This is a genomic window from Arthrobacter sp. AFG20 (assembly GCF_002892795.1).
Taxonomy (GTDB): Bacteria; Actinomycetota; Actinomycetes; order Actinomycetales; family Micrococcaceae; genus Arthrobacter.
Map to the genome: position 1 here is coordinate 43430 of NZ_PJMC01000022.1, position 26579 is coordinate 70008.

At 66.2% G+C, this 26579-nt stretch carries 28 protein-coding genes and 1 pseudogene; 13 read left to right on the forward strand and 16 right to left on the reverse strand.

Annotation, left to right across the window (positions count from 1 at the left end; genetic code table 11):
• Position 1: 1 nt before the first annotated feature.
• Positions 2 to 1402 carry a sigma 54-interacting transcriptional regulator gene (locus CXZ05_RS20120; RefSeq protein ID WP_102974230.1) on the reverse strand — a complete coding sequence of 467 codons (1401 nt, stop codon included), beginning with the start codon at positions 1400 to 1402 and terminating at the stop codon, positions 2 to 4.
• 89 nt (positions 1403 to 1491) lie between these two features.
• On the opposite strand from CXZ05_RS20120, the gene CXZ05_RS20125 reads away from it, so the two are divergent.
• Positions 1492 to 2154, forward strand: a complete 663-nt coding sequence (locus CXZ05_RS20125) for an MSMEG_4193 family putative phosphomutase (RefSeq protein WP_102974254.1) — start codon at positions 1492 to 1494, stop codon at positions 2152 to 2154.
• 1 nt (position 2155) lies between these two features.
• Positions 2156 to 2863 carry an SCO1664 family protein gene (locus CXZ05_RS20130; protein ID WP_102974231.1) on the forward strand — a complete coding sequence of 236 codons (708 nt, stop codon included), beginning with the start codon at positions 2156 to 2158 and terminating at the stop codon, positions 2861 to 2863.
• Between the two features lie 27 nt (positions 2864 to 2890).
• Here CXZ05_RS20130 and CXZ05_RS20135 read toward each other — a convergent pair whose 3' ends face one another.
• The 5 genes from CXZ05_RS20135 to CXZ05_RS20155 form a co-directional block, all read right to left on the reverse strand.
• A complete protein-coding gene (locus CXZ05_RS20135; protein WP_102974232.1) occupies positions 2891 to 4402 on the reverse strand; it encodes an NAD-dependent succinate-semialdehyde dehydrogenase in 1512 nt (503 codons plus the stop codon).
• Complete coding sequence (locus tag CXZ05_RS20140) at positions 4360 to 4881, reverse strand: NUDIX domain-containing protein (protein ID WP_180987475.1); 522 nt, start codon at positions 4879 to 4881, stop codon at positions 4360 to 4362. Before CXZ05_RS20140 ends, CXZ05_RS20135 begins: the two co-directional genes overlap by 43 nt.
• A complete protein-coding gene (locus CXZ05_RS20145) occupies positions 4878 to 5441 on the reverse strand; it encodes a cysteine hydrolase family protein (RefSeq protein WP_219726570.1) in 564 nt (187 codons plus the stop codon). Before CXZ05_RS20145 ends, CXZ05_RS20140 begins: the two co-directional genes overlap by 4 nt.
• Positions 5438 to 6868 carry a cytosine permease gene (locus CXZ05_RS20150; protein ID WP_102974233.1) on the reverse strand — a complete coding sequence of 477 codons (1431 nt, stop codon included), beginning with the start codon at positions 6866 to 6868 and terminating at the stop codon, positions 5438 to 5440. The genes CXZ05_RS20145 and CXZ05_RS20150 overlap by 4 nt, the downstream gene beginning before the upstream one ends.
• Before the next feature lie 102 nt (positions 6869 to 6970).
• On the reverse strand, positions 6971 to 7909 hold the full coding sequence (locus CXZ05_RS20155; RefSeq protein WP_102974234.1) for a flavin reductase: 939 nt from the start codon (positions 7907 to 7909) through the stop codon (positions 6971 to 6973).
• Between the two features lie 140 nt (positions 7910 to 8049).
• On the opposite strand from CXZ05_RS20155, the gene CXZ05_RS20160 reads away from it, so the two are divergent.
• From CXZ05_RS20160 to CXZ05_RS20190, 7 genes are read left to right on the forward strand one after another with little or no spacing between them, the layout of a single operon-like run.
• Positions 8050 to 8730 carry a GntR family transcriptional regulator gene (locus CXZ05_RS20160; RefSeq protein ID WP_102974235.1) on the forward strand — a complete coding sequence of 227 codons (681 nt, stop codon included), beginning with the start codon at positions 8050 to 8052 and terminating at the stop codon, positions 8728 to 8730.
• 52 nt (positions 8731 to 8782) lie between these two features.
• Positions 8783 to 9394: an amino acid synthesis family protein gene (locus CXZ05_RS20165; RefSeq protein WP_219726571.1), complete on the forward strand. Its 612-nt coding sequence runs from the start codon at positions 8783 to 8785 to the stop codon at positions 9392 to 9394.
• Entirely contained in the window at positions 9391 to 9945 is a 555-nt protein-coding gene (locus CXZ05_RS20170) for an amino acid synthesis family protein (RefSeq protein ID WP_102974236.1), read from the forward strand. The genes CXZ05_RS20165 and CXZ05_RS20170 overlap by 4 nt, the downstream gene beginning before the upstream one ends.
• A gap of 12 nt (positions 9946 to 9957) precedes the next feature.
• Positions 9958 to 10695, forward strand: coding sequence for an alpha/beta fold hydrolase (locus tag CXZ05_RS20175; protein ID WP_102974258.1), 738 nt, complete (start codon positions 9958 to 9960; stop codon positions 10693 to 10695).
• On the forward strand, positions 10685 to 12172 hold the full coding sequence (locus CXZ05_RS20180) for an aldehyde dehydrogenase (RefSeq protein ID WP_102974237.1): 1488 nt from the start codon (positions 10685 to 10687) through the stop codon (positions 12170 to 12172). Before CXZ05_RS20175 ends, CXZ05_RS20180 begins: the two co-directional genes overlap by 11 nt.
• A gap of 5 nt (positions 12173 to 12177) precedes the next feature.
• On the forward strand, positions 12178 to 12429 hold the full coding sequence (locus tag CXZ05_RS20185) for a tautomerase family protein (RefSeq protein ID WP_102974238.1): 252 nt from the start codon (positions 12178 to 12180) through the stop codon (positions 12427 to 12429).
• A complete protein-coding gene (locus CXZ05_RS20190; RefSeq protein ID WP_102974239.1) occupies positions 12429 to 13496 on the forward strand; it encodes an LLM class flavin-dependent oxidoreductase in 1068 nt (355 codons plus the stop codon). The genes CXZ05_RS20185 and CXZ05_RS20190 overlap by 1 nt, the downstream gene beginning before the upstream one ends.
• Before the next feature lie 110 nt (positions 13497 to 13606).
• Here CXZ05_RS20190 and CXZ05_RS20195 read toward each other — a convergent pair whose 3' ends face one another.
• On the reverse strand, positions 13607 to 14620 hold the full coding sequence (locus CXZ05_RS20195; protein ID WP_258006658.1) for an NAD(P)-dependent alcohol dehydrogenase: 1014 nt from the start codon (positions 14618 to 14620) through the stop codon (positions 13607 to 13609).
• 95 nt (positions 14621 to 14715) lie between these two features.
• Between CXZ05_RS20195 and CXZ05_RS20200 the strand changes: the two genes are divergently transcribed.
• Positions 14716 to 15396 carry a TetR/AcrR family transcriptional regulator gene (locus CXZ05_RS20200; RefSeq protein ID WP_102974240.1) on the forward strand — a complete coding sequence of 227 codons (681 nt, stop codon included), beginning with the start codon at positions 14716 to 14718 and terminating at the stop codon, positions 15394 to 15396.
• Here CXZ05_RS20200 and CXZ05_RS20205 read toward each other — a convergent pair.
• From CXZ05_RS20205 to CXZ05_RS20215, 3 genes are read right to left on the reverse strand one after another with little or no spacing between them, the layout of a single operon-like run.
• Positions 15384 to 16352 carry an NAD(P)-dependent oxidoreductase gene (locus CXZ05_RS20205; protein WP_102974241.1) on the reverse strand — a complete coding sequence of 323 codons (969 nt, stop codon included), beginning with the start codon at positions 16350 to 16352 and terminating at the stop codon, positions 15384 to 15386. The two genes, CXZ05_RS20200 and CXZ05_RS20205, sit on opposite strands and share 13 nt — an antisense overlap.
• Positions 16349 to 19015, reverse strand: a complete 2667-nt coding sequence (locus tag CXZ05_RS20210) for an alpha/beta fold hydrolase (RefSeq protein ID WP_102974242.1) — start codon at positions 19013 to 19015, stop codon at positions 16349 to 16351. Before CXZ05_RS20210 ends, CXZ05_RS20205 begins: the two co-directional genes overlap by 4 nt.
• Positions 19009 to 20031, reverse strand: a complete 1023-nt coding sequence (locus CXZ05_RS20215; protein WP_180987476.1) for a 3-oxoacyl-ACP synthase III — start codon at positions 20029 to 20031, stop codon at positions 19009 to 19011. Before CXZ05_RS20215 ends, CXZ05_RS20210 begins: the two co-directional genes overlap by 7 nt.
• Before the next feature lie 224 nt (positions 20032 to 20255).
• On the opposite strand from CXZ05_RS20215, the gene CXZ05_RS20220 reads away from it, so the two are divergent.
• Complete coding sequence (locus CXZ05_RS20220) at positions 20256 to 21683, forward strand: MFS transporter (protein ID WP_258006659.1); 1428 nt, start codon at positions 20256 to 20258, stop codon at positions 21681 to 21683.
• A gap of 13 nt (positions 21684 to 21696) precedes the next feature.
• Here CXZ05_RS20220 and CXZ05_RS20225 read toward each other — a convergent pair whose 3' ends face one another.
• The 3 genes from CXZ05_RS20225 to CXZ05_RS20235 form a co-directional block, all read right to left on the reverse strand.
• Positions 21697 to 22062 carry a hypothetical protein gene (locus CXZ05_RS20225; protein ID WP_102974244.1) on the reverse strand — a complete coding sequence of 122 codons (366 nt, stop codon included), beginning with the start codon at positions 22060 to 22062 and terminating at the stop codon, positions 21697 to 21699.
• A gap of 57 nt (positions 22063 to 22119) precedes the next feature.
• On the reverse strand, positions 22120 to 22599 hold the full coding sequence (locus tag CXZ05_RS20230) for a hypothetical protein (RefSeq protein WP_102974245.1): 480 nt from the start codon (positions 22597 to 22599) through the stop codon (positions 22120 to 22122).
• A 132-nt stretch (positions 22600 to 22731) separates the two neighbouring features.
• Positions 22732 to 23073: a YgjV family protein gene (locus CXZ05_RS20235; RefSeq protein WP_102974246.1), complete on the reverse strand. Its 342-nt coding sequence runs from the start codon at positions 23071 to 23073 to the stop codon at positions 22732 to 22734.
• A 265-nt stretch (positions 23074 to 23338) separates the two neighbouring features.
• On the opposite strand from CXZ05_RS20235, the gene CXZ05_RS20240 reads away from it, so the two are divergent.
• Positions 23339 to 24265: a LysR family transcriptional regulator gene (locus CXZ05_RS20240; RefSeq protein WP_102974247.1), complete on the forward strand. Its 927-nt coding sequence runs from the start codon at positions 23339 to 23341 to the stop codon at positions 24263 to 24265.
• Positions 24266 to 24494: 229 nt separating this feature from the next.
• A complete protein-coding gene (locus CXZ05_RS22900; RefSeq protein ID WP_104137503.1) occupies positions 24495 to 24644 on the forward strand; it encodes a lmo0937 family membrane protein in 150 nt (49 codons plus the stop codon).
• Positions 24645 to 24664: 20 nt separating this feature from the next.
• On the opposite strand, the gene CXZ05_RS20245 is transcribed toward CXZ05_RS22900, so the two are convergent.
• The 3 genes and pseudogenes from CXZ05_RS20245 to CXZ05_RS23205 all read right to left on the reverse strand — a co-directional run.
• The gene (locus CXZ05_RS20245) at positions 24665 to 25069 is read right to left on the reverse strand and encodes a hypothetical protein (RefSeq protein WP_102974248.1); all 405 of its coding nucleotides are present in this window, start codon (positions 25067 to 25069) and stop codon (positions 24665 to 24667) included.
• A 152-nt stretch (positions 25070 to 25221) separates the two neighbouring features.
• Positions 25222 to 25905, reverse strand: coding sequence for a hypothetical protein (locus CXZ05_RS20250; RefSeq protein WP_180987477.1), 684 nt, complete (start codon positions 25903 to 25905; stop codon positions 25222 to 25224).
• A gap of 400 nt (positions 25906 to 26305) precedes the next feature.
• Positions 26306 to 26579: pseudogene (locus CXZ05_RS23205) on the reverse strand (hypothetical protein); the annotation flags it as partial.

A 26579-nucleotide genomic window follows, 5' to 3' on the forward strand; every position in this document is an offset into this window, starting at 1 on the left:
CTTAGCCGTAAACCGTTGCCTCGTCGTCGGACTCCTTGGAGATCCGCCGGGCGAGGTACAGGCCTTCCAGCGCAAGTTCGACGGCGGCGGCGCGCTGACCGTCATTTTTCGCGCCCAGGCGCTCACTGATTTTGTCGTAGAGACTTGATCCGTTTCCGGATCCGTTGAGGGACGGGAGGTTCTGCAGGAACTCCCGCGCCGTGACCTGGTCCCCGGTGGTCACTGTGGTGTGGCCGTCGAGGGCGGCCACGAGCGGGCCCATCTCGATCCCCTTGAAATGCGCCCGCACGGCTTCAGCCGTGGCTGTGCGCAGCAGGTGGTCGAGGATGCCCTGTTCACGCCCCTCCTCGCCCGACTCAAACTCGATCTTGCCGGTGAGGACTTCCACGGCGGTCTCCAGGTCGATGATCCGCGCGACGGCCTCGTCCTCACCGCGCACGCTGGCCCGGCGCAGGGCCGCTGCCGCGACGGTTTCGGCGCCCGCGATGCCGAAGCGGGCGGAAACGCCGGAGGTCTGGTTGATGGCCCGGGACTGCCGGAGCGCCCGGGTATAGCGGGCCAGGATCTCGAGGATGACGGGCGGGACGTCGGCCACCAGCTTCCCCTCCTGCCGGATGACGGAAACTTCGTCGTCCAGCTCGATCGGGTAGTGCGTGCGGATCTCCGCGCCGAAGCGGTCCTTCAGGGGCGTGATGATCCGGCCGCGGTTGGTGTAGTCCTCGGGGTTGGCGGACGCGACGACGAGTACGTCCAGCGGCAGCCGCAGCACGTACCCACGGATCTGGATGTCGCGCTCCTCCATCACGTTGAGCATCGAGACCTGGATGCGCTCGGCGAGGTCGGGCAGCTCGTTGATGGCTATGATCCCGCGGTTGGAGCGCGGGACCAGGCCGTAGTGGATGGTTTCCGGGTCCCCGAGCCGGCGGCCCTCGGCAACCCGCATCGGGTCGACGTCGCCGATGAGGTCGGCCACGGAAGTGTCCGGCGTCGCGAGCTTTTCGACGTACCGCTCTGAGCGGTGGCGCCAGGCCACCCGCATCCGGTCCCCCTCGGTGAGGGCACGGGCGCGGGACTGCTCGGTGATCGGTTCGTACGGGTGCTCGTTGAGTTCCGAGTCCTCGATCACCGGCGACCACTCGTCCAGCAGCCCGGCCAGGGTGCGGAGCAGCCGGGTCTTGCCCTGCCCGCGTTCGCCGAGCAGGACGACGTCGTGGCCGGCGATCAGGGCACGCTCAAGCTGGGGCAGGACGGTCCGGCTGAACCCGTACAGCCCGGGCCACGGATCACGGCCCGCCGCGAGCGCCGCGATCAGATTGTCGCGGATTTCGTGGCGCAGGTCCTTGTGGACGTGGCCGGATGCACGCAGTTCGCCAACGGTGAAGATATCTGGACGATCACTCACCCCTCTACCGTAGTCCTCGACTGTGCGGGGAATCGAGAGATTCCCTCCAATTCCCGCTCCGCGGCTCCCCCGCTACGCTTATTGCTGTGATTGCAGAAACACCGTCGGCGCCATCACCGCCGTCGAAACCGGAAAGCACCCTGCTGCTTCTGGTGCGCCACGGGGAGACGCCCACCACGGGCATGGTGCTGCCGGGCCGGGCGCCGGGACTGCATCTTTCCGACCGTGGCCGGGCCCAGGCCGAGCGGGTGGCGGAGCGGCTCGCGGGCCTCAAAGTCGACGCCGTCTACTCCTCGCCGCTGGAGCGCACCTGCGAGACGGCGGAGCCCACGGCCGTCGCTGTTGGACTGGCGGTGCGCCGGGAGCCCGGCCTGATCGAATGCGACTTCGGCGAGTGGACCGGCGTCGCCCTCGCCGAGCTGTCCGGCCTGCCGGAATGGCAGACGGTGCAGCACAACCCCTCGGCCTTCCGCTTTCCCAGCGGTGAGAGCTTCACGGAGATGCAGGCGCGGATCGTCAGCGCGCTCGAGGGACTGGGGACAGCGCACGCCGGGGGCGTCGTCGTCTGTTTTTCGCACGCCGACCCGATCAAGGCGGCAGTGGCCCACGCCCTGGGCACGGATCTTGACCATTTCCAGCGGATTGTCATCAGCCCGGGGTCGGTCTCTGCCATCTCATACGCGGACGGTCAGGCGCCTGCCGTGCACATGGTGAATTCGAATTCGGAGCCGCTGAGCGGGCTGAGGGCGTGACATGGCTGCGTGCGGACGCGAGCTGACACTTCTCGCAGAAGGGCAGGTCGAGCTGATCGGACGCATCCCGCGCAGCAGCAACGAGACGTTCCTCGTAGAGATTTCCGGCGGGGACGACTCCGGCTTTGCGGTCTACAAGCCGGAAGCCGGCGAGCGGCCGCTGTCAGATTTCGAGCCCGGACTGTATCGCCGGGAACGCGCGGCGTACCTGCTCAGCGAGTCCCTTGGCTGGGGCATCGTGCCGACGACGGTGATCCGGGATGAAGCGCCGTTGGGGATCGGGTCGCTGCAGTGGTTCATCGACTGCGACTTCAGCGAGCATTACTTCACCCTGTACGCCGATGCCCCGGAGACGCACAGCGACCTGGCGCGGATCGCACTGTTCGATTACGTCGCCAACAACACGGACCGCAAAAGCGGTCACGTGCTGCGTGGCGACGACGGGCGGGTGTGGGGCATCGACCACGGGCTGTGCTTCTCGGCAATCTTCAAACTGCGCACAGTAATCTGGGACTTCGCGGGCGACCCCGTCCCCGAGGCCCTGCTCGAGGACATCGCTCCGCTTGCCGAGGCCGTGCCCGTGGAGGTGGCGGAACTCCTCGACGGCTCGGAGGTCACCGCACTGCAGCGCCGCGTCCGGCGCCTGCTGCTAGAGCCGGTGCTGCCGGTGGACCATACCGGCATGCGATACCCGTGGCCGCTGGTGTAGGAGGCACTTCCTAGGGCCCGCTCAGATCTAGGCGTAGGGGTCAGCGATGCCGAGGTACTGCGTGGTGGTGTATTCGGCGATGCCTTCGGACCCGCCTTCACGCCCCAAGCCGGATTGTTTCACCCCGCCGAAGGGCGCCGCGGCATTGGAAATGACGCCAGCGTTGAAGCCGACCATGCCGAACTCAATCTGCTCGGACACACGCACGAGACGGTTGAAGTCAGACGAGTAGAGGTAGGCGGCCAGGCCGTACTCGGTGGAATTGGCCATGGCGATGGCCTGTTCCTCGGTGCTGAAAGTGGTGATCGGGGCGACCGGACCGAAGATCTCGGTCCGAAGGATCTCCGCGGTGTTGGAAACGCCGGCCAGGACGGTGGGCTGGTAGAAGTAGCCGGGGCCATCCACAGGCGCGCCGCCGGTGACCACCGTTGCACCGGCGGTCACGGCATCCTCCACCAGGGCGTGCACGTCCTTGCGCGCGCCGCCATCGATCAGCGGGCCCACTGTGACTCCATCCTCGGTGCCACGGCCGGGGCGAAGTGCTTTCATCGCCTCGGCGAACTTGGCCGTGAACTCCTCCGCCACCGACTCGTGCACGAGGAACCGGTTGGCGGCGGTGCAGGCCTCGCCCATGTTCCGCATCTTCGCCGCCATCGCCCCTTGCACTGCCTTGTCCAGATTGGCGTCCTCGAACACGATGAAGGGCGCGTTGCCGCCGAGCTCCATGGACGTGCGCAGCACGTTCTGGGACGCCTCGGCGATCAACTGCTTGCCCACCGGCGTCGAGCCCGTAAAGGAAATCTTCCGCAGCCGGGCATCCTTCAGCAGCGGCCCGGAGATGGACGAAGCCGACGACGACGAGACGACGTTCAGCACACCGGCCGGCAGGCCCGCTTCCATCATCACCTGCGCGAAAAGCTGTGACGTCAGCGGCGTGAGCTTTGCCGCTTTAAGCACCATGGTGCATCCGGCCGCCACTGCGGGTGCAACCTTGCGGGTGGCCATCGCCAGCGGGAAGTTCCACGGCGTGATCAGCAGGCACGGCCCCACCGGCTTGTGCTGCACCAGGATCTTGTTCTTGCCCTCTGGGGTGGTCAGGTAGCGGCCGTAATCACGCACCGCCTCTTCCGAAAACCAGCGCAGGAACTCGGCCGCGTACGCAACCTCGCCCCGCGCCTCGGCCAGCGGTTTGCCCATCTCGAGGGTCATCAGCAGGGCGAAGTCCTCGGCGCGTTGGGTCACCAGTTCGAAGGCACGGCGCAGGGTCTCGGCTCTTTCACGCGGAGCGGTCCGCGCCCAGGACGCCTGGACGGCGTCCGCTGCGTCAAGCGCGGCGAGAGCGTCCTCGCTGGTGGCCGAGGCCAGCGTTGCCAGGACCTTGCCGGTGGCCGGGTCCTCGACGTCGAACGTGCCTCCGCCGGAAGCGTCACGCCATTCGCCATTGATCAGCAGCCCGGTAGGCACTGACGCCAGCAGTCCGGTCTCGTGTTCGGTGGTCACAATGTATCCTTCAGCCACATCGGGCTCCTTACTATGCATAGGTCATGTTCGGTTTCCCGGGATGCGTCCGGCAATGTTCCCTGGAGGACGTTGTCCAGCCACGGAACCCGGTTGGAGAAGCGGCTGATCTTGGAGGGAACGGTCCAGCGGTATGTGTCGTGCTCGTCGTTGATCACCAGCCGGCGCCGTTTGCTGACCGCGGTGAACGTGTGCACCACCCAGGGGTTGCCGCCGTCGTCGGAAATCAACAGCGGATCCCTGGACTCAAAGCCGGCCAGGTCCTGGAGCGTCAGTCCCGCCTCATCTTCAAGCTCAACCAATGCCTGCTGCCGGGGAGAGACGCCCGGCTCGAGGTACCCGGTGATGCAGTGCCAGAGGCCACCCTCGTGTCCGACGGACTGGCTCCGTTTGAAGAGTGCAATCCGTCCGCGCCACTCAACCACTACGGCCACCACGGGGCGGGGCGGGCGGGCCGTGATGCAGTCAGCCCTCGGCCCTTGCAGTGTTGCGGTGCTCACCGGGCGAGGAGTTCCTCGCTGGTGACCACTTCGCACATGGGCGAGAGCAGTTTTAGGAGGGCCAGGGTCTGCTGCTGGGCTTCGTCGCTCACCGCGGCGCAGGCATCGGAAACGACGGTAACGAAGCGGCCGGCGTCGACGGCGCCGAGGGCAGTGGACAGGACACAGCAGTCCGTCGCTACCCCGACGAGCACCATTTCCGCGCCTTCCGGCACCAGCGCCGCGAGATCCGGTCCCCACTTCGAGAATGTCGGGGCATCGAGCACGATCGCCTCGCCTGGGACATCCAGAGTGATGTCCCAGGCCTCGGAGCCGGACGGGAACCGCATCCCATCCCAGCGCCGGTAGTAGGCGGCCCAGGCTCCCGTTTCCGCTTCGTCCCGGATGAACCGGGTGAACACGCTACCGGAGCCGAGAGCCTGCTGCAGCTGGCTGATCACCGGCACGATCTCGCGGTAGCGGGGCACCTGCCACTGGCCCTCGTCGCGGAACGCGCGCTGCATGTCGATCACCACCAGCGTGGCGCCGTCCGGCCGGGAGCCGGGGCCTGCCTGCTTCACAGGGTCTGGGCAGCGGGGCTGCGGTCGAGCATTTCCTGTCCGGAGAGACGCTGGCGCCGGTGGGTGGCGAAGTAGACGCCCGCTGCAACGGCGGCACCCACGTAGTAGGAGAGGTCACCGATCTGCGGGAAGGCCGCGGCGATGGGGCCGGTGTAGATCGAGGACATCCAGAACGGGGAGGAGAGTGCGACGCCGGCAGCCCAGGCCACGAAGCCCCATTCGAACTTCCGGCCCTTGTCGAACAGTTCGCGCAGGCCCCGCTCGGTGCGCCTGCCTCCGAAGAGGTAGTCGCACACGAGGACGGCCACGTACGGGGCGATGCAGTAGGCAGTCAGGTTGAGGAAGGCGGTGAAGCCGCTGTTGAACCCGGTCTGGCCCCACAAAGCCACGAAGTAGGAGGCCACGCAGATGAACACGACAGCAGTGTGGCGCTTAACGGGGACGCCCATGGTCTGGATGGAGATGGCACCGCCGTAGACGTTCAGGAAGTTCTGCGTGAAGGAGGACAGGGCGACGACGCCGAGGCCGACGGCGGCCCAGGGGCCCATGAGCTCCTTGAGCGCACCGATGCTGTCGGACGCGGTGGTGGTCGATCCGAGGAGGGTGCCCAGGATTCCCATCCAGACGAGGGTGACGAAGTTCCCGGACATGGTGGCCCAGCCGGCGCCCCGGCGGTTGCCGGGGGTGTTGGGCAGGTAACGGGAGTAGTCGGACGCGAACGGCATCCAGGCCACGATGAAGGAGAAGAACCAACCGAAGAAGATGATCCATCCGCCGATGCCATCAAAGCCCGGGGCGGACTCATTGGGGGTGTTGACGACTTTGCCGTTGGCCGCTGCCACGATGGTGATGAAGACGAAGCCGACAACCAAAACGAACGACAGGATGCGCTGCAGGAAGTGGATCAGGTTGTAGCCGATGACGGCCACGCCGAGCTGGATGACCATGAGGATCAGGGATGAGACCCAGAACGGAATATCGGTGAGCAGTGCGATGGCCTGGCCGCCGAGGATGACGGTCACGGCGGCCCAGCCGATGCCGGCGAACACGTTAACGTAGGCCACCGGGAACAGATTGCCGATGAAACCTAGCGGTCCCCGGCCCTGCATCTGCTGGGGTACGCCCAGCCGGACTCCCATGGCCGACAGGTATCCCATTCCCGCCGAGGAGGTCACGCCGGCGAGGACGATCGCCAGGACCGCAGCCCAGAAGGGAAGGCCGAAGTAGGTGGCGCTAAAGCCGAGGACGACGATGGGGAAGTTCATTCCCGCGGCGAACCAGAGGAAGAACTGGGAGCGGGGCTTTCCGTGGCGTTCGACGTCGGGGATGTGCTCGATGCCGTAGGGCTCGATTTTGGTGAGGCTGTCGCGGTAGCCGCGGTCTTCGGCGACGCTGTTTTCGGCGGCGCTCATGGTGTCTGGGCTCATTTTTGTCCTAATGTGGGATGCGCACCTAGGTGCGCTGCTTGAGAGCAGATTGGGTCGGCGCGGCTGGTTTCCTGTCGGAGGGTGGTCAGCCGCGCCGGAACTTTACAGTTGGGCGAGTTCGGCGCCGTCGAAGAACTGACCGGACTTGTAGACCATCGGTGCCGTGCTGCTGGTTTCCGCGTGGCGGACCCGGCAGATGAAGACCGTGTGGGTCTTGGCCTGGAAACGTTCCTGGATTTCGGCTTCGAGGGACGCGGCAGAGCCGTCAAGGAGCGGGCTTCCCTTGGGCCCTTCATGCCAATCGAGTTCGGCGAACTTGTCCGCGGCCTTCGAGGCGAAAACCTTCACCGTGTCCAGCTGCTCGGTCCCCAGGATGTTGATGCCGAGGTGGCTCGAGGAGAAGAGCGCAGGGTAGGTGCTGGAGGTCTTCTGGACGCACACCAGCACCAGCGGCGGTTCGAGCGAGACCGAACAGTAGGAGTTGGCTGCCAGCCCCTTGGGGGTTTCGCCTTCCTTGGTGGTCACGACGGTAACTCCGGTGATGAACTGCCGGTTGAAGGCCTTCATCAGGTCCGGGTTCAGTTCCGGGAAGTCGTCGCCGTCGGAAACGGCGGGTGCGGCGATGCCGCGCAGGGGCCGGATCCCGAGGCCGGCGAGCAGTTCGCTGCCGTCCCAGGTCACTGATTCCCTGACGATCCTGCCGTCTTCGAGGACCAGGATGTTCGAACCCCGGGTCTGAACGGTGAGTCCGGTTGCCGGAACCCCAAGGTATTCATGGGTGTGCGTGCCGGTGGAGGTCCAGAAGACGGCGACGGTGCCGTCCCCTTCGACGACGTCATCGACCGTGGTGCGCAGGTCGGGGAAAGCTTCCCGTACCGCGGCGATCTCTGACTTGAGGCCAGCGAGGTCGACAGTTGCACCCGTCGCCTTGCTGGTACGCGTGTAGCCGGCGGCCACGAGGCCATCCAGGGCATCAAGGTCTCCCTTGTCCCAGGCCGCGAGCCAAGCCGATGTGATGAGCGGTTCCAAGGTCTGTTGCATACCAATGACGGTAATCCAGCTCACAACGTCAGGTCAAGAGGAATATAGAGATCCGCCGAAATACCCTAAAAATCAAGACTTTTAGAAAAGAGCACGCAAACTGTTGACGCTTCTGATGCATGCAACATAGGCTTTCATGTATGCAAGATGATCTGGAAGTAGTCAGGGAAGCAGCTGACCGGGACGGGCTCCTGGATCGGATCCGCCGCCTCGTCCTGGGAGGCGACTTCCCCCCGGGCGCAGTGGTCCCGGAGGCGTTCCTCGCCCAGGAGTTCGACGTGAGCCGGACCCCGATCCGTGAAGCACTTAAGCAGCTCCAGCACGAAGGACTGGTGGAGATCCGCCCGAAGGTTGGCACCTTCGTGCGGGAGCCCACCCGCAGGGAGATCATCGAGCTGTTCCAACTCAAGGAGTCCCTCGAGGGTCTCGCGGCGTCCCTGCTGGCCCGCCGCGGGGAGGTGAAGGAGCTGTCCGTCCTGCGGCGGAACCTCGAGGAGTCCGAAATGGCTGCGCTCACCCACGACACCGATGCCTATGCCCGGCTCGTGCACGAGTTCCACTGGACGATCGTTCGAGGCTCGGATAACCACAAGCTTGTTGAGCACTACGAGCGGCTCATGAACCAGCTCGCCTACCAGCGGCTGGTCCTGCGCACGGTTGAGCATCCGGGCAGGCTCGAAGCCTCCACCCGGGAACACCGCGCCGTCCTGGACATGATCGAGCATAAAGACCCCTTCGGGGCCGAATCCGCCATGAGGAACCACGTTCACGCCTCATCGCGAGAGGCTCTGACCGATCCGGCGCAGGACCGCCGGAGCTGAACCGACCACCACGAAAGGAAGCCATGCGCTTCTCCATGATTGAAGGACCCCAATGATGAGCGACCAAGGGTTCGGCATCCGCAAGATCGTGTACTACGCCGAGGAGATCCTGCTCGAAAACGACACCTCCCCCGCCGTTCCGGCAATCCGCGCAACGGCCGCGGCCGTGGTCACCAACCCCTGGCTGGGTGGCAACGCGACCGATGACCTCAACGACGAAGTGGTCCAGCTGGCCCCGGTGCTGGCGCGCAAACTCACCGACGTGCTTGCGGCCAACCTCGGCGGAGTGGACGCAATCCAGGCCTTCGGCAAGGCTGCGATTGTGGGCACCGACGGTGAAATCGAGCACGGCGCTGCGCTCATCCACACACCGTTCTTCGGCAACCTCGTCCGCGAGTACTTCGAGGGTGAGTCCATCATCTGCTTCGCCGATGACCGGGCCGACGCCGGCGCCTCGCTCGTCGTGCCCCTCTGGCACAAGAGCGCGGCAGCAACACGGACCCACTACCAAACCATCACCACACGCATCGGTGACGCACCCCGCCCGGGTGAGATCGTCGTCGTCCTCGGTGCATCCACCGGACCACGCCCGCACTCCCGCATCGGTGACCGACTCACCGACCCCATCGTCAAAGCAGACACACTAGGAGAACTTGTTTCATGAGCATCCGTAAGATCGTCACCCTGACCGAAGACGTCCTCATCGAAGGAGGCCGGGAGGTCAGCCCGGCCGCACGGGTCGCCGTCGTCGCAGCCATCGTCAAGAATCCGTGGGCAGGCCAGGGCTTCGTAGAGGACCTCTCCACCGGCATCGACGGCAACGCCTCCGACATCGGCGCGCTGCTGGCCCCCCGCGTACTCGAAGCCCTCGGGTCCCCGGCAGAGGCATACGGCAAGGCCGCCATCGTGGGGCTGAACGGCGAAATTGAGCACGGTTCCGGGCTCATCCACACCCTGGCCTTCGGAAACCACTTCCGCGACGCCGCCAACGCCACCACGCTCTTGCCGGCAGTGGAAAAGCGCGGCCCGGCCGGTGTTGTCTTCGACATCCCGCTCAAGCACATCACCGACGCCACCATCCGCTCCCACCACCAGAGCATCGAGGTGAGGATCAACGACGCACCGCACGCCGACGAAATCGTGATCGCCCTCGCCGCGGCTGCCCAGGGACGGCCGCAGCAGCGCCTGGCAGCGTTCGCCACCGAAACGAAGTAGGTGCCAGCCGCCGTGAGCCGCGAACGTATAGCTCTCATCCACGGCGTCGGCCTTGACGGGTCGATGTGGGGGCCCCTTCGCGAGTTCCTTGAGCCGGAATACGACGTCCAGATCCTTGAACTCCTGGGGCACGGACGCCGGCCGCAGGCTCCCGAAGGACTGACGCTTGCCCAGCTCGCGGCGGACGTCGCCGAACAACTCGAGCCGAATACGCACCTGGTGGGGTTCTCGCTTGGTGCCCTCGTGGCCCAGCACCTGGCCAGGTTCAGGCCTGACCTGGTTGCCAGCCTGGTGTCGGTCGCCTCGGTGTGCGCACGCACCTCCGAGGAGCACGCCGCTGTCATGGTCCGGTTGGCCTCGGCGGAATCTGATTTTCCGGCAACAGTGGAGGCGTCAATCCGCCGCTGGTATCCGGAAGGGTCCGCCGTCCCGGCGGAGCTGGTCGAAGCGACGCGGGAAATCCTGCTGGGTAATGATCCGAAGTCCTTCCTGGCCTGCTACCGCGTGTTCGCCACCGCAGACGCGGAAATCGCTGCCGAACTCCCCCTGATCACCGTTCCTTCCCATGCCGTGACCGGCGAGCTGGACCCGGGATCGACGCCTGAGATGAGCGCCCGGCTGGCCGCGGCGATCCCCGGCTGCACCAAGTCCGTCATCGGCGGCACCCGCCACATGATGCCGGTGGAACGTCCCCAAGAGCTCGCAAACACGCTTACCGCTTTCATCAAGGAGCACTCACATGTCCACTGATCGCCGCTACGAGCACTTCATCAACGGAGAATTTGTTCCGCCGTCATCCGGTGAATACTTCGACAGCACCAACCCCGCGACCCTGGACGTGCTGTACCAGGCCGCGCGGGGTAACGCAGCCGACGTCGAACGTGCCGTCTCGGCGGCGTCCGCAGCCTTCGAAAATCCCAGCTGGCGGAACCTCAGCCAGACCAAGCGCGGGCACCTGCTCCGCCGTCTCGGTGACCTCGTTGGTGAGCATGCCGATGAGCTCGCCCGAATGGAAAGCCAGGACAACGGCAAGCTCCTCCGGGAGATGCGGGCGCAGCTTGCGTCCATGCCCGAGTATTACTACTACTATGCCGGGCTGGCCGACAAGATCCAGGGCGACACCATCCCCGCGTCTACGCCGGCCATCCTGAACTACACGCTCCGGGAACCGCTGGGCGTGGTGGGTGCCATCACGCCGTGGAACTCCCCCCTGACGCTGACCACCAGCAAGCTCGCGCCAGCACTTGCAGCCGGCAACACCATCGTCATTAAACCCTCCGAATACACCTCGGCCACTGTGCTGCGGCTGGCTGCGCTGGCCGACGAAGCCGGATTCCCGCCCGGTGTGATCAACGTGGTCACCGGCTTCGGCGCAGAAGCCGGCGCGGCCCTGGTGGATGACGCGCGGCTGGCCAAGATCTCGTTTACCGGCAGCACAAACACCGGCGCCCGGATTGCCGCTTCCACGGCATCCCGCTTCATCGGCTCCACCCTGGAGCTGGGCGGCAAGTCACCGAACATAGTCTTTGGTGACGCCGACATCACGAACGCGTCAATGGGTGTTGTGGCCGGCATTTTCGCCGCCGCAGGCCAGACCTGCATCGCGGGAAGCCGCGTCTTTGCGCACAAGTCCGTCTATGACGAACTACTGGAACGCGTCGCCAACCGTGCCCGCAGCATCGTGATTGGCGATCCGCTCCTCGACGCCACCGAGCTCGGCCCGCTGGCTTTCCAGGACCAGCGCGACAAGGTGGCCAGCTACGTTGAGCTGGGCGTCTCGGAAGGCGCCACCGTCCTGACGGGCGGCGGCCGTCCCAGTATCCCCCTCGGCGGCTACTTCTTCGAGCCCACCGTACTGACCGACGTCGACAATTCCATGCGCGTGGTCCGGGAGGAGATCTTCGGGCCGGTCGCGGCCATCATGCCCTTCGAAACGGAGGAAGAGGTGCTCCGGCTCGCCAACGACACCACGTACGGACTGGCCGCCGGCGTCTGGACCACCAACCTGGCCAGGGCGCACCGGATGGCAAGCCGCCTGGAGGCGGGAACGGTCTGGGTCAACACGTACCGTGCCATGTCCCCGGCGTCCCCGCGCGAAGGTTTCAAGGCCAGCGGCGTCGGCGTCGAGCACGGCATCGAGAGCATCCGTGAGTACACCAGGCTCAAGAGCATCTGGATCAACACCGACGAGTCCCCCATCGCCGACCCCTTCATCATGAGGAGCTGAACACCTTGCCTCTTATCGAAGTTTCCATCGCCCGGGGCCGGACCCCGGAACAGCTCCGCGCGCTCATCGCCGAGCTGCACCGCGCCGCCGAGAATGCCGTGGGCGCAGCACCCGAAAACACCACCGTCATCATCCGCGAGATTGAGCACGAGCACTGGTCCCGCGGCAACCAGACCATCGCCGAACGCAACGCGGCAGTTGCAGCCCCCGCCCAGCAGGCGCCGGCGAGCATCGCCGCAGATCGAAGGAGTTCCTAATGCGCTTTTCCCTCTTCGTCCACATGGAGCGGTGGGACGAGTCCGTCTCACACCGCGAGTGCTTCGAGAACCTGACGGAACTCGCACTCATCGCGGAGGCCGGCGGCTTCAGCACCGTCTGGATCGGTGAGCACCACTCGATGGAGTACACCATCTCCCCCAGTCCGATGCCCCAGCTCGCCTACCTGGCAGCACGCACGTCGCGTATCCGGCTGGGTGCCGGGACCATCATCGCGCCCTTCTGGAACCCCCTCCGCGTGGCGGGCGAGACGGCACTCCTGGACGTCATCAGCAACGGCCGGATGGAAGTGGGACTGGCACGCGGCGCCTACCAGTTCGAGTTCGACCGCCTCATGGGCGGCATGTCCGCGGTCGACGGCGGCAAGCACCTGCGCGAGATGGTGCCGGCCGTGCGCGCGCTTTGGGAAGGTGATTACGCGCACGACGGCGAGGTCTGGCAGTTCCCGACGTCCACCAGTGTCCCGAAGCCGCTGCAGAAGCCGACGCCGCCCATGTGGATCGCCGCCCGCGACATCTCTTCGCACGAGTTCGCCGTGGCCAACGGCTGCAACGTGATGGTGACTCCGCTCATGAAGGGCGACGAGGAGGTCGAGGACCTGGCACGCAAGTTCGATACCGCCGTGGAGAACAACCCCGGTGTCCCCCGCCCGGACCTCATGGTGCTCCGCCACACCCACGTGCACCCTGCGGACGAGCCCGAGGGATGGCGGCGCCCGGCCGAGGGCATCAACAAGTTCTACCGGACCTTTGATGCCTGGTTCGGCAACAAGACCACGCCGAAGAACGGCTTCCTCGAGCCCAGCCCTGAAGAGAAGTTCGCCGACCGCCCGGAGTTCACGCCGGAGTCCCTCCACCAGACGGCGATGATCGGGACGCCCGAGGAGGTCATCGAGCGGCTCCGCCACTACGAGGCACTCGGCGTCACCGAGTTCAGCCTCTGGTCCGACAACAGCCTGACGCACGAGGAGAAGAAGCGTTCACTCGAGCTCTTCATCGAACAGGTGATGCCTGCCTTTCAGGAGCAGCCCGTAGCCACGGCGCGCTGATGCAGGTTGGCGCCTGAGCATCTCTAAGCGCGAACGGACACTTGTGGTCCCCGCAATGGGGCCGCAAGTGTCCATTCGCGTTCTGGGCCCGCGCAGCCTCGGGCTGCAATTCAGATGGTGAGCACTACCTTGCCGGACGCCTGGCCGTTTTCCAGGAAGCGGATCGCGTCCTGAGTCTCAGCCAGCGTGAAGGTCCGGTCGAGGGCTGGTGCTATTTTGCCGGCGTCGATGAGCGGGGCAAGGTCCTGAAGTTCGGCGGCGCCGACTAGGCCGAGGAACGTGGTGAGCCGTTGGCTGATGAAGGGTGACAGCGCCAGGGCGCCGAGCTGGCGGTGCAGGCCTCCGGTCAGTTTCCCGCCGCCCTCACCGCCGGTGATGACCGCCGTTCCTGTACGGGTAAGGGCGCGGCGCAGGCGGGAGATCGGCGGGTTTCCCCCGATGTCCAGGATGAGGTCGTACGGGCCGGCATCTGCGAAATCCTCACGGGTGTAGTCGATGACGTGGTCGGCGCCGAGGGTACGGACAAACTCGACCTTGCCGGCACTGCAGACTCCGGTGACCTGCGCACCGTAGGCTTTGGCCAGCTGGACCGCGTAGCTGCCGACGCCGCCGGACGCTCCGGTGACAAGCACCTTCTGCCCTTCCCTGATCTTCCCCGCGCGCAGGCCCAGGAGAGCAGTGACCGCGGAGACCGGCACCGCCGCGGCCTGCTCGAAGGAGAGGCCCTCGGGCTTCGCGGCCAGTTTGGTCTCGGGTGCAACGGCGTATTCCGCGTAGGAGCCACGGCCGCTGCCGTACACGGCGTCGCCGACGGCGAACCGCGTGACGTCGGGACCTACGGCTTCCACGGTTCCTGCGAGATCCAGGCCGAGAACCCGGTCCTTTGGTTTCCGGATTCCGAATGCGAGCCGGCCCAGGTAGGGCAGGCCGGTCAGCATGTGCCAGACTCCGCGGTCGACGCCTGCCGCCCTGACACGGACGAGCACGTCGTCGCCTTTGACAAGAGGGCGGGGCACCCGATCCAGGCGCAGCACCTCCGGCCCCCCGTAGGCTTCCCGAACGACAGCACGCATGTCGTCCACGGTCCCGGTGCCCTGTCGTTGAGAGTGCTCCTCCGTTTTCATAACGTTCCTTTCTGCATCTGCAGGTAATTTTTCGTACACTGTACGAGAAAGGGTATCGTACAGTGTACGGAGACGGAAGGGCCGGGAGGATCCAAATGATGAAAGACGCAGGCGCGGGCGGCAGGGACCGCCCGGGGCTCAGCCGCGAGAGGGTACTGCGGAAGGCTCTGGAGTTGGCGGACAGGGACGGTATTGCTGCCCTGTCGATACGTTCGCTCGCCCAGGAGTTGGGCACCAAGCCGATGACGCTCTACTACTACGTGGCTAACAAGGACCAGATCCTTGACGGCCTCGTGGACCTCGTCTTCATCGAAATAGCCACGCCGGAAGCCGGAGGCGAGTGGAAGGAACAGATGCGCCGCCGGGCCCATTCTGCGCGCGAAGCGCTGCGCCGGCATCCATGGGCGGTCGGGCTGCTGGAATCCCGCAAAGCTCCCGGTCCGGCGACCCTAAAGCACCACGAGGCAACCCTGGGAACACTGCGCGCCGCGGGCTTTACTGTGCAACAGACGGCCCGGGCCTACTCGCTGCTGGACAGCTACATCTACGGGTTCGCCCTCCAGGAAGCCGCACTGCCCATCGCAGGCAGCGAGCCGATGGCGGAGGTGGCCGGTCCCATCATGGAACGGTTCGCGACCGGGGAGTACCCGCACATGGTCGAAATCGCCACGCAGGTCGTCATGCAGCCCGGCTACGACTACGGCAACGAGTTCGCTTACGGGCTGGAGTTGATCCTCGATGCGTTGGAACCGGCACCTGCTGATCAGGAACCGTAGTGCTCGGCCAGCCTGGTCAGGCCCTCGTCCAGCGAGACGGCGGGCGTCCAGTCGAGGAGTTCATAGGTCTCGCGCTGGTCGAACCAGTGCGCGGTGGAGAGCTGCTCAGCAAGGAACCTGGTCATCGGCGGCTCATCTTTCCGCCCGGCCCAGGTCCAGAGCTTCTCCACCACCGCTCCCGCCGCGCGTGCCACCCCGCCCGGCACACCCCACGATGGCGCGGGGACGCCACCCGCAGCGCAGATGCCCGCCAGCAGCTCGCCGACGGGGCGGGGTTCGCCGTTGGTGACGACAAGTGCCCGGCCGTGGATGTGCTCCATGCGGTGCAGCGCGGCGACGATGGCCGAGGCGGCGTTGTCCACGTAGGTGGTGTCGATGAGGGCCGCCCCGGCGTCGAGCAGCGGCAGGCGGCCACGGCTGGCGCGTGCCAGGACCCGTTCGACCAACTGCGTGTCACCGGGGCCCCAGACGATGTGGGGGCGCACCGCTGCGACCCGGAATTCCGGAGCATCCGCTGCCAGGGCCAGCAGCTCCGCCTCGGCCTTGGTGCGGGAGTAGTCGCCGTGCGCATGCTCCGGGTCAGCCGGCTCGGCGCCCAGCCCGGCGATGGCGGCGCCGGAGTTGGCCACTGACGGCGAGGAGACGAACACGAGGTCCCGCACGCCGGCCGCACGGGCGGCACGGAGCAGGCGGCGCGTGCCTTCGACGTTCACCTCGTCGAACTCCGCGGCACGGCCGGTAAAAGAAACCTTCGCAGCCAGGTGGATGACTCCCTCGGCGCCGGCGACGGCGCGGCCGACGGCGGTACCGTCCGTGACGGACCCGCAGAAGTCCGCAGCGCCGTCGACTCCTGACGGACGGCGCTGGAACGTGGTGACCGCGTGGCCCTGGCGGACCAGCAGCCGGGCCACTTCCCGCCCGAGCAGCCCGCTGGCGCCGGTAACGAGGACCCTCACGGCGTGCCCAAACGGCCGCCGGCCAGCACCCGTGAAGCCCAGCGGGACAGGCGTGTCCTGTCAATCTTGGCGTTGTGCCGGATGTCGGTGGGCTGTGCGGGGACTGCGAGCACAGCGGAGACACTGACGCCCGCCGCAAGGGCCGCCGCGCGGACACGCCCGGCAAGCTGCGGCGCGGCGGGGCCCGCTTTGCGGGCGGGAGGCACGGTCTCGACGACGGCGACGACGGCCTGCGTCCCGGACGGACCGACCCCGACGACGGCGGCCAGCCCGACGTCGTCCAGGCGTTCGATGACCTGCTCAGCACCCACGGGCGTGACCACAGAACCGGCCGCCGTCACGACGTGCGCGAGACGTCCTTCCACCCAGAGCCGGCCGGCGGCGTCGAAGTGCCCCACGTCGCCGGTGCGGTGCCATCCGGGCAGACTGATGCTCTCGCGCTGGGTCAGCCAGAGCCTGTCGTAGGCTTCTTTCACATGCGGGGCGCTGACGAGGATCTCGCCGGTCACGCCGGCCTCCGTCACAAAATCGCGCCCGGGTGCGGTGCCATCCGCCGCCAGTGGGACGACGGCCACGCGGGCGCCATGTACGGGCCTCCCCACACACACGCCATTGCCTGCTCCCGCAATGGTGCCGGCAGCAGCTTCGGCGTCAGCGGCCTGGATTTCTTCAAGGCTGATGTCGGTGACCGGCAGCGCTTCAGTCATGCCGTACGGAGTATGCAGCGAGGCCCCGGGCAGCAGCCGCTGCACCTCCGCCAGGAGCGGTTCGGGGATGGGCGCTCCGGCAGACAGGAGCAACTCAACACCTTCCAAAGCTTTACGCTCTGCCCCATTCATGCCATCCCGGGTGGCAAGGACGTTGCGCAACGCCGCCGGCGAGGCGAAGACCACAGTAGCGTCTATGGCCGCGGCGGCGTCCGCCAGCGCGCCGGCGGTCAGGGTGCGGGGCGCAGTGACGTCCATCGCGGGCGTCCCCGAAACCGCTCCGAGCGCCGGTCCCAACAGGGCGAACGGGGCGAACCCCGCCACCAGTCGGGCACCGGAACGGATCCCGAACGTTTCGGCGACCGTGTCCCGCATCGCGGCCAGCTGCCGGTGCGTGTAGAGCACGCCCTTGGCGGGACCGGTGGAGCCGGACGTGAAGAGCACAGCGGCGTCAGCATCCGGATCAGGAGCTTGGGCCGGACCCCGGCTAGGGAGCTCCGGACCCGCGCTCGCTCCGCGCCGGGTGAGGGCTCCGAGGGAGGTTTCGACGCCGAGAAGGCGGCGGCGGACGGCCGGCAGGTCCCGCACACTGATGCGCCGTCCCGGCCAGCCGAGCACCGCGGCAGCCGCCAGCGCCCTGTCGATTCCGATGAGGAAATCCGGGGTGGCGCCCTTCACCGCACGGCTCAGTCCGCCGCGGCCAAGGCCGGCGTCGGCCACCACCACCACGGCCCCCAGCCGCAGGCACGCATAGAGGGCCACGGTCAGGTCGACGCCCGGCGGAACCATGAGGCTCACCCGGCTGCCATGCCCTACGCCGGCTTCCGTCAGGCCGGCCGAGAGGGCGGCGATGCTTTGTTCGAGCTCCCGCCAGCTGAGCGTGCGGGCGACGTTGCCGTCCGCGGCCATTTCCGCGACGGCGGTGTCCCTGGCGGCGGCTCCTGCCGCCAGCTCGGTGAGCGGCGCCCAAAGCGGCGGGACGCCGACGGCCGGGGCGTTGGTCCCTTGAAGGTCGGCCCTGCCGTCCCGGCCAAGTTCGGCAAGCCACTCGAAGACGGGAGTGGCGATGTCCCGGTCTTCCGCGACCAGGTGGCCGGCACCCTCGAAGCGGTGCACTTTCGCCTGCGGCAGCCGGCCGATGAGGTCCTTGAGGTACCGGTCGGAAAAGATCGGGTCCCGCGGTCCCCAGAGCATCAGGGCCGGAACCTCCAGCCCGCGCAGCCCTTCGGCGACGCCGCTGAGTGCCGGGTAGCTGGGATGGGACGCGTCGGCGGGGATGTCAGCCACAAAGTTCCCCACGCCGGCGCGGCGGCCGGCGCCGCGGTAGGGGGCCATGAAGGCATTGCGCACCTCAGCGGGAAGCGGCGGGTGGGCCAGGGAGTGTGTCACCCGCAGGAAGGTGTCCGACGTCGTCGTTCCCCAGCGGTGCACGGCCGGGTGCAGGGCAAGCCGCAGAGCCGGCGGGATGCGGGAGCCGACCGGCTGGTGGACGGCGGTGTTGGTCAGCACCACTCCGGCGAGCTGCTGCGGATGAGCCAGGGCCCAGCCGAGGCTGATCACACCGCCCCAGTCGTGGCCCACCGTAACCACCGGCCCGTCCAGGCTGAGTGCGTCGGTGAGATCGCCCAGGTCGTTGATCCGGTCGGCCAGGCGCCGGAAGGTGTCGGTGCGCTCCGAGTAGCCCATGTCCAGCTGGTCCACCGCCACCACACGCCACGGCTGTGCGGGGTCGGTTCCGGCGGCCAGCAGGGTCCGCCACAGGTAGGACCACGTCGGGTTGCCGTGCACGCACAGTAGGGTGCCGGCGGGAGTCAGCCCGCGGCGGGCGAGCTGGGCGCCATTGTCGAGCAGGTGCCAGCGGCGCACGGTTCCGGGGTCATCTGGTGCGGAGGTGGACGCCACATCGATTTCACGCGACCATTCGGGGTGGACGCCGGGCCAGTCGGCGGCTACCAAACGATTTCCATCATGGCGGTGTTCAGACCGGAACCGACGCCCATGCACAGCACGCGGTTCCCGGTTTCGAGTGTTTGCGCTTCAGCGGCGAGGGTCATGGGGAGGGAGGCCGGGCCCACGTTTCCCCAGTGCGGGAAGGTGATGGGCACCCTGTCCGGGTCGAGGTCGATGGCGTCGATGATGGCCTTCGTGTAGGCATTGCTGACCTGGTGGGTGACGTAGCGGTCCATCGAGCCCCAGTCCCACTCGGGCTGGGCCTCGTGCCAGGCGTCCACCACGAGTTGCAGGCCGCCGTCGAGGAGGCCCTTGGTGTCCGTGGCCATGCCGTCGATGCCGCCCACGCAGAGTTCATGGTGCTCGGTGCCGGCCCGCATCACGCCGCCGACGATCCGGTGCGCGCCGGGGTGCTGGTCCACCGGGCCCAGCACCGCTGCAGCGGCTCCGGAACCCAGGGTGAGGGTGGCGAACTCGCGGTTGAAGTCCTCGCGGGTCGTCTCGGGCCGCTGCAACCGGGCCAAGGTGGCCTCCTGCGTGGCCTGGGCATCTTCACCGTTGACGATCATCGCGTACTTGATCTGGCCAGAGTCGATCATGTTGGCCGCCAGGGCCATGCCGTTGACGAATCCAAGGCAGGCGTTGGCCAGGTCGAAGTTCATGGCCGACGACGGGAGGCTCAGCCCGTGGTGGATCTTCACCGCGACAGACGGTTCTAGGTTGCGCCGGGTGACCGAGGTGTTGATCAGCAGGCCGATTTCGGATGCCCCGACGCCGGCCTCGGCCAGGGCTTTCGCTCCCGCTTCGACCGCCGCATCATCGAACGAGGTCCCGGCGGCCCACCAGCGGCGGTGCGTGATGCCGGCAACGCGCTCCAGCAGCCGCGGCGGGAACTTCAGCCGCTGCAGGGTCGAAGCCAGCCTCCGGTCGAAATCCGTTGAACTCACGATCCTCGGAGCCTCGACACTGCTCACCGACAGCAGCGCGGTGTTGCTATGCCGGAAGGTTGCATTCCCTGCCAATTCAAGCCCCTGTTCGTTTCTGTCCTGCATTCATGCGGTGACCGTACCCATAAGCGCATAAGTGCAAGCCCAAGAGCTTAACTATGATGGTGCGAGCCCGGATCCTCCACATTTGCCGCGCGTGGCACCTTTTACTTGGGGCGGGCCGACGACGGCGGGACGTCCCGCCGTCGTCGGCCTAAGGGCCGTATCCGTCCCCGTCAGCTGTCAGTACACTGGGACGCATGACCGAGCAGGAACCCGCCCCGGTCCAGGACGCCGAGGCTCCAACTCTGACCGATCCCGACGCCGTCGATACCTCCTTGCGCAGTCCCGAACAGCGGTCCCGCACCTTCGCCGGGATCCTGGTGAACACCGCGCTTGCCAACGTCACCACCAGTTACCTTTGGTTCGCACTGACGTTCTGGGTGTATCTGGGGACGCGCAATGTGATCGCCACGGGGGTGGTGGGCGGCGCGTACATGCTGTTGATCGCCCTTTCCAGCATCAGCTTCGGCACCTTCGTGGACCGCTACCGCAAGCTGGCGGTGATGCGCTTCGCCGCCGGGTTCACCCTGGTGATGTTCACGCTGTCCGGCGTCATGTTCCTCCTGACGCCCGCCGCCCAAATCCTGGACCTGGCCCAGCCCTGGTTCTGGGTCTTTACGCTGATCGTTTTGATCGGGGCGGTGGTGGAAAACCTGCGCAACATCGCGCTGTCCACCACGGTCACCATCCTCATCGAGCCGGACCGGAGGGCCAACGCCAACGGGCTGGTGGGCATGGTGCAGGGGCTGATGTTCATCGTCACCTCCCTGCTCTCCGGGCTGTCCGTCGGGCTGCTGGGCATGGGGTGGACCATCGTCGTCGCCCTGGTGCTCACCGCCGTGGCGTTCGCGCACCTGCTCACCCTGCGCATGCCCGAGGAAGTGCGCGCGGCCGCCACGGATGCACAAGGCGGATTCGATCTGCGCGGTTCACTCGCTGCCGTGCTTGCCATCGCCGGACTGTTCGCGCTCATCCTGTTTTCCACCTTCAACAACTTCATCGGCGGCGTCTACATGGCACTGATGGATCCGTACGGGCTGGAGATGTTCTCGGTGGAGGCGTGGGGGGCCGTCTTCGCTCTCGGATCCACCGGGTTCATCGTGGGCGGCGCACTGATCGGCAAGTTCGGGCTCGGCGCCAACCCGCTGCGCACCCTGCTCATCGCCGTGGCCGTGATGGGGCTCCTCGGTGCGGTGTTCACGCTGCGGGAGTGGGCCTGGCTGTACGTCGCGGGCATCTGGCTGTATCTGGTCCTGATACCGTTCGTGGAGGCCGCCGAGCAGACTGTCATCCAACAGGTGGTGCCCCTGCCCCGCCAGGGCCGGGTGTTCGGATTCGCCATGGCCTTCGAGTCCGCTGCGGCGCCGGTCACCGCATTCCTGATTGCCCCGATCGCCCAGTTCTGGATCATCCCGTATGCGCGGTCCGCTGAGGGCGCCGCCCAACTGGCCCCGCTCCTGGGCGAGGGCACCTCCCGCGGCATTGCGCTGGTGTTCCTGGTGGCTGGAATCATCATGGTCGCGGCCGCATTGGCGGCCTTTCTGACCCCGGTCTACCGCCGGGTTTCGGCATCATATGCGCGGGCCGCCTTGGACGCACCGGAGGCTGCAACACCCTCTGCATGAGTAAACGGCGCTCTTACTGCGGGCTGCCGTCACCGGTCCCGACTGCTTTTTGAATCGAGACGGCGGTCCGGCTGATGACGACGATCCGTACGGTCACGCCCGCCAAGACCAGGACGACGCCCAGCGCAATCAGGGTCCAGGTAGGAACAGCGGCGACCCCGATGCTGCGGTAGCAGTCCCCCGCTGCTTTGGCGCCGCGGTGGAGCGCGTCGAATGCTTCAGCGGCGCGACTGTCCGGTAAAAGCGGGCTGCCACAAAGCGGGCCGGCCTGCTGCAGTCCGAAGACGATCCCGGCAAGGAGCACAGCGAATCCGGCTCCGATCAGCCAGAGCCAGACCTGCCATGTGGCGGAATTCCGCCGGACCCTTGTACCTCGCACGTCACTCCCTAGATAACGGCAGTACCGGACGAACGAACGCCGCGTGCCCGGATATGGCTACCGGTACCAGCCCACGGCGCGGTCGTAGTTGCACTCCAGCGCGCCCGTACCTGGGTCAGTGCCGCCTCCGGCCGGGAAGTAGATGGCACCAAAGTTGGCGCCGTCCGCTTCGATCCGTCCCTGGGCCCAGATCTGAGCCGCTTTCAGGTCGGTTTCAGGGACGGGTTCCCGCGTGGTGCGGCCCGTCTCGTGATGGATGTCCAGTTGGTACTCCCCGGGCTGGGACGTCCCGGGATGATTGCCAGGGTCCTGCTCGTCCCGTCGGCTTATGAGCACCTGGGCGGCCGCATGGAGAGTGGACTGTTTGCTCGGGGTGGCGCCTTGCTGCTGCTGTTTAATCCGGAGGCCCGATGCCGCGCTTTCAACGGTGTCCTCCGGCGTGACGAGGTAGTTTGAGCCGCTAACGTCGGCTTCTGAGCCCCCGACAATGTTCAGATGCTGCCCGAAGTGATCGGAGCTGGACTGGATGGGGTTCATGCACCCTCCTTGAGGGTATTCGCGCCTTGAGGGTATCCGCGGCGATTGCCGACAGTCCCCACCCTAGACCTATCTCGCGGCTCCCGGGTCGGGTGCAGCACATTATCTGCTGCGGAGCGGCGCTACATCAGGTTATGCGCAGCGCGCCTGGGGCGCTTCAATGATGGCCATCTGGCCGGTTTCGGGGACACCGGGGAATTGCACGTGCTGGGGCTCAGCAGCGGCAACCGGCGACTCCTGCTGGGAGCGCATGCGAAGAAGCGCTACCGCGGAAATGAGGAACCAGGCGACATTCGTGACCACGGACGGCCAGGCTTCGTGGAATGCGCCGTTGACAATGAAGGCACAAGAACCGAGGAGGTTCGCGGTCTGGAAGCCCTTGCCGGCCTTCAACCAACCCATGGACACGGCCAGGTACGCACTCAGAATCGCAACAGCGCCTGCCCAACCGGAGATTTCCCACAGCAGTTCCATGATGTCCTTTCAGGGTTGATGCCCGGCTGCCATCCCCTGCGCGGAGTGGAGATGCGAGCCATATGTTTTTGTTTGGTAAGTGGAGCCATTGCCGACTGGATCGCGCACCGCTGGAACAGCGTGTGCTCAGCTGTCCGGGCGGATCCGTCATACGCTGAACGGTCCGGCCTGTCTCTTTTGCCCTCACTTCTAACAGCAATTATGAGGACGAAGGGTCTTTAGATCAATTGCATTCCGCTGAAGACATGGTTTAGAACTACTTAACATGGATATTGATCCGCGCCGGCTGCGAGTTCTGCTTGCGGTTGCCCGCACGGGCGGGGTGCTCGCCGCGGCTGACGAACTGGGAATTTCGCCCTCGGCCGTGTCCCAGCAGCTCAATAAGTTGGAGGACGAGACCGGGCACGCCTTAGTGGTGCGCACACCCAAAGGCTCGGTTTTGACCCCCGCCGGCCTGGCCGTAGCCGAAGCCGGCGAGGAGATCGAACGCGCACTCAGCGTCGCCCGTGCCCGGATGGAAGGCGGGGCCAAGATCGCGGGGGTGGTGCGAGTGGGCGGATTCACCAGCTTTGTCCGCACGGTGGTGATTCCGCGCCTGCCCGAGTGGCGCATCCAGTACCCGCAACTACAGATCCGGATGATTGAGGACGACTTCCCTGCCTTGATGCGGTTGCTCCGGCAGCGCGCGCTCGACGCCGTTGTGATCGAGCTCGATTCGACGACGACGGCCGGGCAACGTTCGCTGGGCGCCGGAATGATCGAGGAGCCGCTCCTGGACGAGCCCTGGAAACTGGTGGTTCCCGCGGGTGCACTGCTCACCACCGAGAACCTCGACCTAGGCCGCCTGCCATTTCCGTGGCTCGGCGTCGAGTCCTCCGCCGCCAACGCTTCGGTCCTCGGCCGGCTCCGCGAGTCAACGGGCGCCCAGATGGAAACCGTGCATCAGTACCAGGACACGCTGACCGCTCTTGCCCTCGTCGCGGCGGGTGAGGGCGTTGCCATCGTGCCCACCTTGGCCTTGACCGGCCTCGTCCAGGACGGCGTGGACGTCCTGGACGTCCCCGGTCTGGGCACGCGGCGCATTGTTCTGCGGCGGTTCGACCGGAGACGGTCAGCCAGCCTGCCTGTCGACACCGTGGCCCGCCTCTTAAGGGAATCGGCTGCGGCCTTCGACACGCGGTCGACGTCGTGATTGGTCTCGCCCTATTTCCGGCAACCTGATCCGGGCATAGGCTGATAAGCACCACAGTAGATGCGGCGTCGGGCCCGATGAGAGCGAGGGTTACGAGGATGATCCTTACCGGCAGCGCCCCCAGGCGACCCCCTGGCAGCCAGGTCATTACTGCCAGCCGCTTGTCTACGCAGAGTGGCCGGGACGCAGAACTAGCGTTTCCATCCGAGAACAAACAAGGGAGACTCTCATGTTGCTTTGGATAGCCATCATTATCGCGGTGCTCTGGCTTCTCGGCCTGCTCGGCAACATCGGTGGTGGGTTGATTCACCTGCTTTTGGTTATAGCCGTGGTGGTCCTGATCTTCCACTTCGTCCGCGGCAGGTCCTCCCGCGTGTAGTACGTCTTTCTGCTGCCTGACTACCAGGTGAGCTTCTGCGCCTTGAGAACGTAGTGGCCGTCGCGCTCGGTGAACGTGACGAGGTACCCGCGCTTGACGCCGTTGGCCATCACCTGGCAATCGGTGTGGGTGCCTACCTTTAGATCTGGGAAGTTCTTGCACTGCACCCCTGTGATCTTGACGCCGGCGCTCTTGGGCTGGGCGCGGGCCATGATCCGGGCCGCCAGGAGCTTGCCGCTGGTCGCTGCCGTGAATTTCTGGGCGGCGGGTGTGGCGGCGGGTGTGGCGGCCGGTGCAGGCGTGACCGCGGGTGCCGGGGTCGCGGTGGCGGCTGGCCCCTGAGAAGGAGCCGACGCAGCGCAGCCCGCCACCATCAGGGCCCCAAGCAGTGCCGCCGCCCGAAGAGTAGTGCGACTGATGTTCATTGCCGTCCTTTCGATCCGAAGTGACGCTCGCATCGGCCAGCATCAACTCTGCGTCGTATTCCTTGAGGAAAGGTTGGCGTGGGGGGACCTGCAAGCTCACCCTCATCCGCGGCGACGCGGACCACCGAGACGCGATATTGACTGGGGCAATTTCAGTGCTGGTTACAGCCCATCCGTATTCCGTGTGCGAGGTCGTCGTCGCTTCCAGCCCAGACGACACCGCCTTCAGAGCAGGGCATCACCTCGAACGCCAGACCATCACGCTGGGCCCGTAAGCGGCGCCCGTCATCCTCGACCACTTTCCAGCCCGCCGCTGGCAATGCTGCACGATAGTGCCGCAACACATCAACGTCTCCCGAGAGCACAAACCGGCGTTCACAGCCGCCGACACCACTCACGCCGCCACCGCTGAAATCGCCGATGTGACTGATGGAATCGAACGCCCGCTGGGACTCACGGTCTGCAGTGGCCATGGGCTCGTCCGAGCCCTCGCTCACGCATTGCGGAGTCGAGCCGAACTGCACCTCAAGCTTCTGCCCCAGTGCCGAAGGGGTGACAGCGAACATCCCGACCAGCATGAGGACCGGGATGGCCACGGCCGTCAGCCGCATCCACCGTCGTGTCGAGAGCACCAAGCCGATCACGGCAACCACCCCGACCAGACCGAGCGCCAATCCGGAGGGACCGGCCGTCAACCCCCAGGCAAGCCCCTCGAACGCGGTATCGGTGACATCGCCGTACACTCTCATGAATTCGTAGTGGACCAGCACAGCCAGCAGCGCCAGTCCTGCCCCAATGACGAGCAGCACCACGGCAGAGACGGATCGGCCGGTCATGGGCATGGCTCATTCTAGTCCCGCCTGACAACATCCACGGGTACCGATCGCAGCAACCTCAGCCGCCAATCTCATGGGCGGGGGCAAGCTCGGATCAAGAGATCCTGAAACGAAGACTGAAGGCATTTCGCGGCGTTTTCCCCGACTCCGGAAGTCACAACTGCCCAGCCAGCATCCGGTTCACGGCGGGGATGTCGAGGAACAGAGTTCACTACATCCGTTGCATCCTCAGCGTCACTCCAGGTGTCGCATCTCAGGTCAGAGGCCTGGAGCTGCGCCAAGTTGAAAAAGGACGGTTGCTGGCGGCACTAATGGGTCGCCCGCGCCCTTTGGTCCTGCGTCGAGCTCTGATCCGCGAGCCGGTTGACGTTGCTTGAGACTATGTGAGCGTCGGTGAGCCTCAACTCTGCAGCGGAGCCTCGCCGTCCATTTCCATGGGACGGGCCAGGCCGAATCGATCAATAAGCCGAGGCAGGGATTCGAAGTCCATTTGCAGCCCGTACTTTACGTTGGCTCTCGCCATGCCTTCCAGGTCAGGTGGGGCGTTGTCCGGAAAGAAGGGTGCGATCTCTTGAAAGTATTGCTCGAAACCCGCAGGTGAGATGAGCTCCAGAACCTGCGCCGGTTCCTCGTCGGCATTCCAGAAGGTATGCCACTGGTCCCTGGGTTTTCGG

Excerpts from the sequence above, each read along its gene's own strand:
- CXZ05_RS20180 (WP_102974237.1), top strand. The coding sequence starts at position 10,685 with ATGTCCACTGATCGCCGCTACGAGCACTTCATCAACGGAGAATTTGTT.
- CXZ05_RS20220 (WP_258006659.1), top strand. The coding sequence starts at position 20,256 with ATGACCGAGCAGGAACCCGCCCCGGTCCAGGACGCCGAGGCTCCAACT.
- CXZ05_RS20250 (WP_180987477.1), bottom strand. The coding sequence starts at position 25,905 with ATGACCGGCCGATCCGTCTCTGCCGTGGTGCTGCTCGTCATTGGGGCA.
- CXZ05_RS20200 (WP_102974240.1), top strand. The coding sequence starts at position 14,716 with ATGATGAAAGACGCAGGCGCGGGCGGCAGGGACCGCCCGGGGCTCAGC.
- CXZ05_RS20155 (WP_102974234.1), bottom strand. The coding sequence starts at position 7,909 with ATGCAACAGACCTTGGAACCGCTCATCACATCGGCTTGGCTCGCGGCC.
- CXZ05_RS20130 (WP_102974231.1), top strand. The coding sequence starts at position 2,156 with ATGGCTGCGTGCGGACGCGAGCTGACACTTCTCGCAGAAGGGCAGGTC.
- CXZ05_RS20135 (WP_102974232.1), bottom strand. The coding sequence starts at position 4,402 with ATGCATAGTAAGGAGCCCGATGTGGCTGAAGGATACATTGTGACCACC.
- CXZ05_RS20150 (WP_102974233.1), bottom strand. The coding sequence starts at position 6,868 with ATGAGCCCAGACACCATGAGCGCCGCCGAAAACAGCGTCGCCGAAGAC.
- CXZ05_RS20160 (WP_102974235.1), top strand. The coding sequence starts at position 8,050 with ATGCAAGATGATCTGGAAGTAGTCAGGGAAGCAGCTGACCGGGACGGG.
- CXZ05_RS20235 (WP_102974246.1), bottom strand. The coding sequence starts at position 23,073 with ATGGAACTGCTGTGGGAAATCTCCGGTTGGGCAGGCGCTGTTGCGATT.
- CXZ05_RS20170 (WP_102974236.1), top strand. The coding sequence starts at position 9,391 with ATGAGCATCCGTAAGATCGTCACCCTGACCGAAGACGTCCTCATCGAA.
- CXZ05_RS22900 (WP_104137503.1), top strand. The coding sequence starts at position 24,495 with ATGTTGCTTTGGATAGCCATCATTATCGCGGTGCTCTGGCTTCTCGGC.
- CXZ05_RS20245 (WP_102974248.1), bottom strand. The coding sequence starts at position 25,069 with ATGAACATCAGTCGCACTACTCTTCGGGCGGCGGCACTGCTTGGGGCC.
- CXZ05_RS20165 (WP_219726571.1), top strand. The coding sequence starts at position 8,783 with ATGATGAGCGACCAAGGGTTCGGCATCCGCAAGATCGTGTACTACGCC.
- CXZ05_RS20230 (WP_102974245.1), bottom strand. The coding sequence starts at position 22,599 with ATGAACCCCATCCAGTCCAGCTCCGATCACTTCGGGCAGCATCTGAAC.
- CXZ05_RS20195 (WP_258006658.1), bottom strand. The coding sequence starts at position 14,620 with ATGAAAACGGAGGAGCACTCTCAACGACAGGGCACCGGGACCGTGGAC.
- CXZ05_RS20190 (WP_102974239.1), top strand. The coding sequence starts at position 12,429 with ATGCGCTTTTCCCTCTTCGTCCACATGGAGCGGTGGGACGAGTCCGTC.
- CXZ05_RS20240 (WP_102974247.1), top strand. The coding sequence starts at position 23,339 with ATGGATATTGATCCGCGCCGGCTGCGAGTTCTGCTTGCGGTTGCCCGC.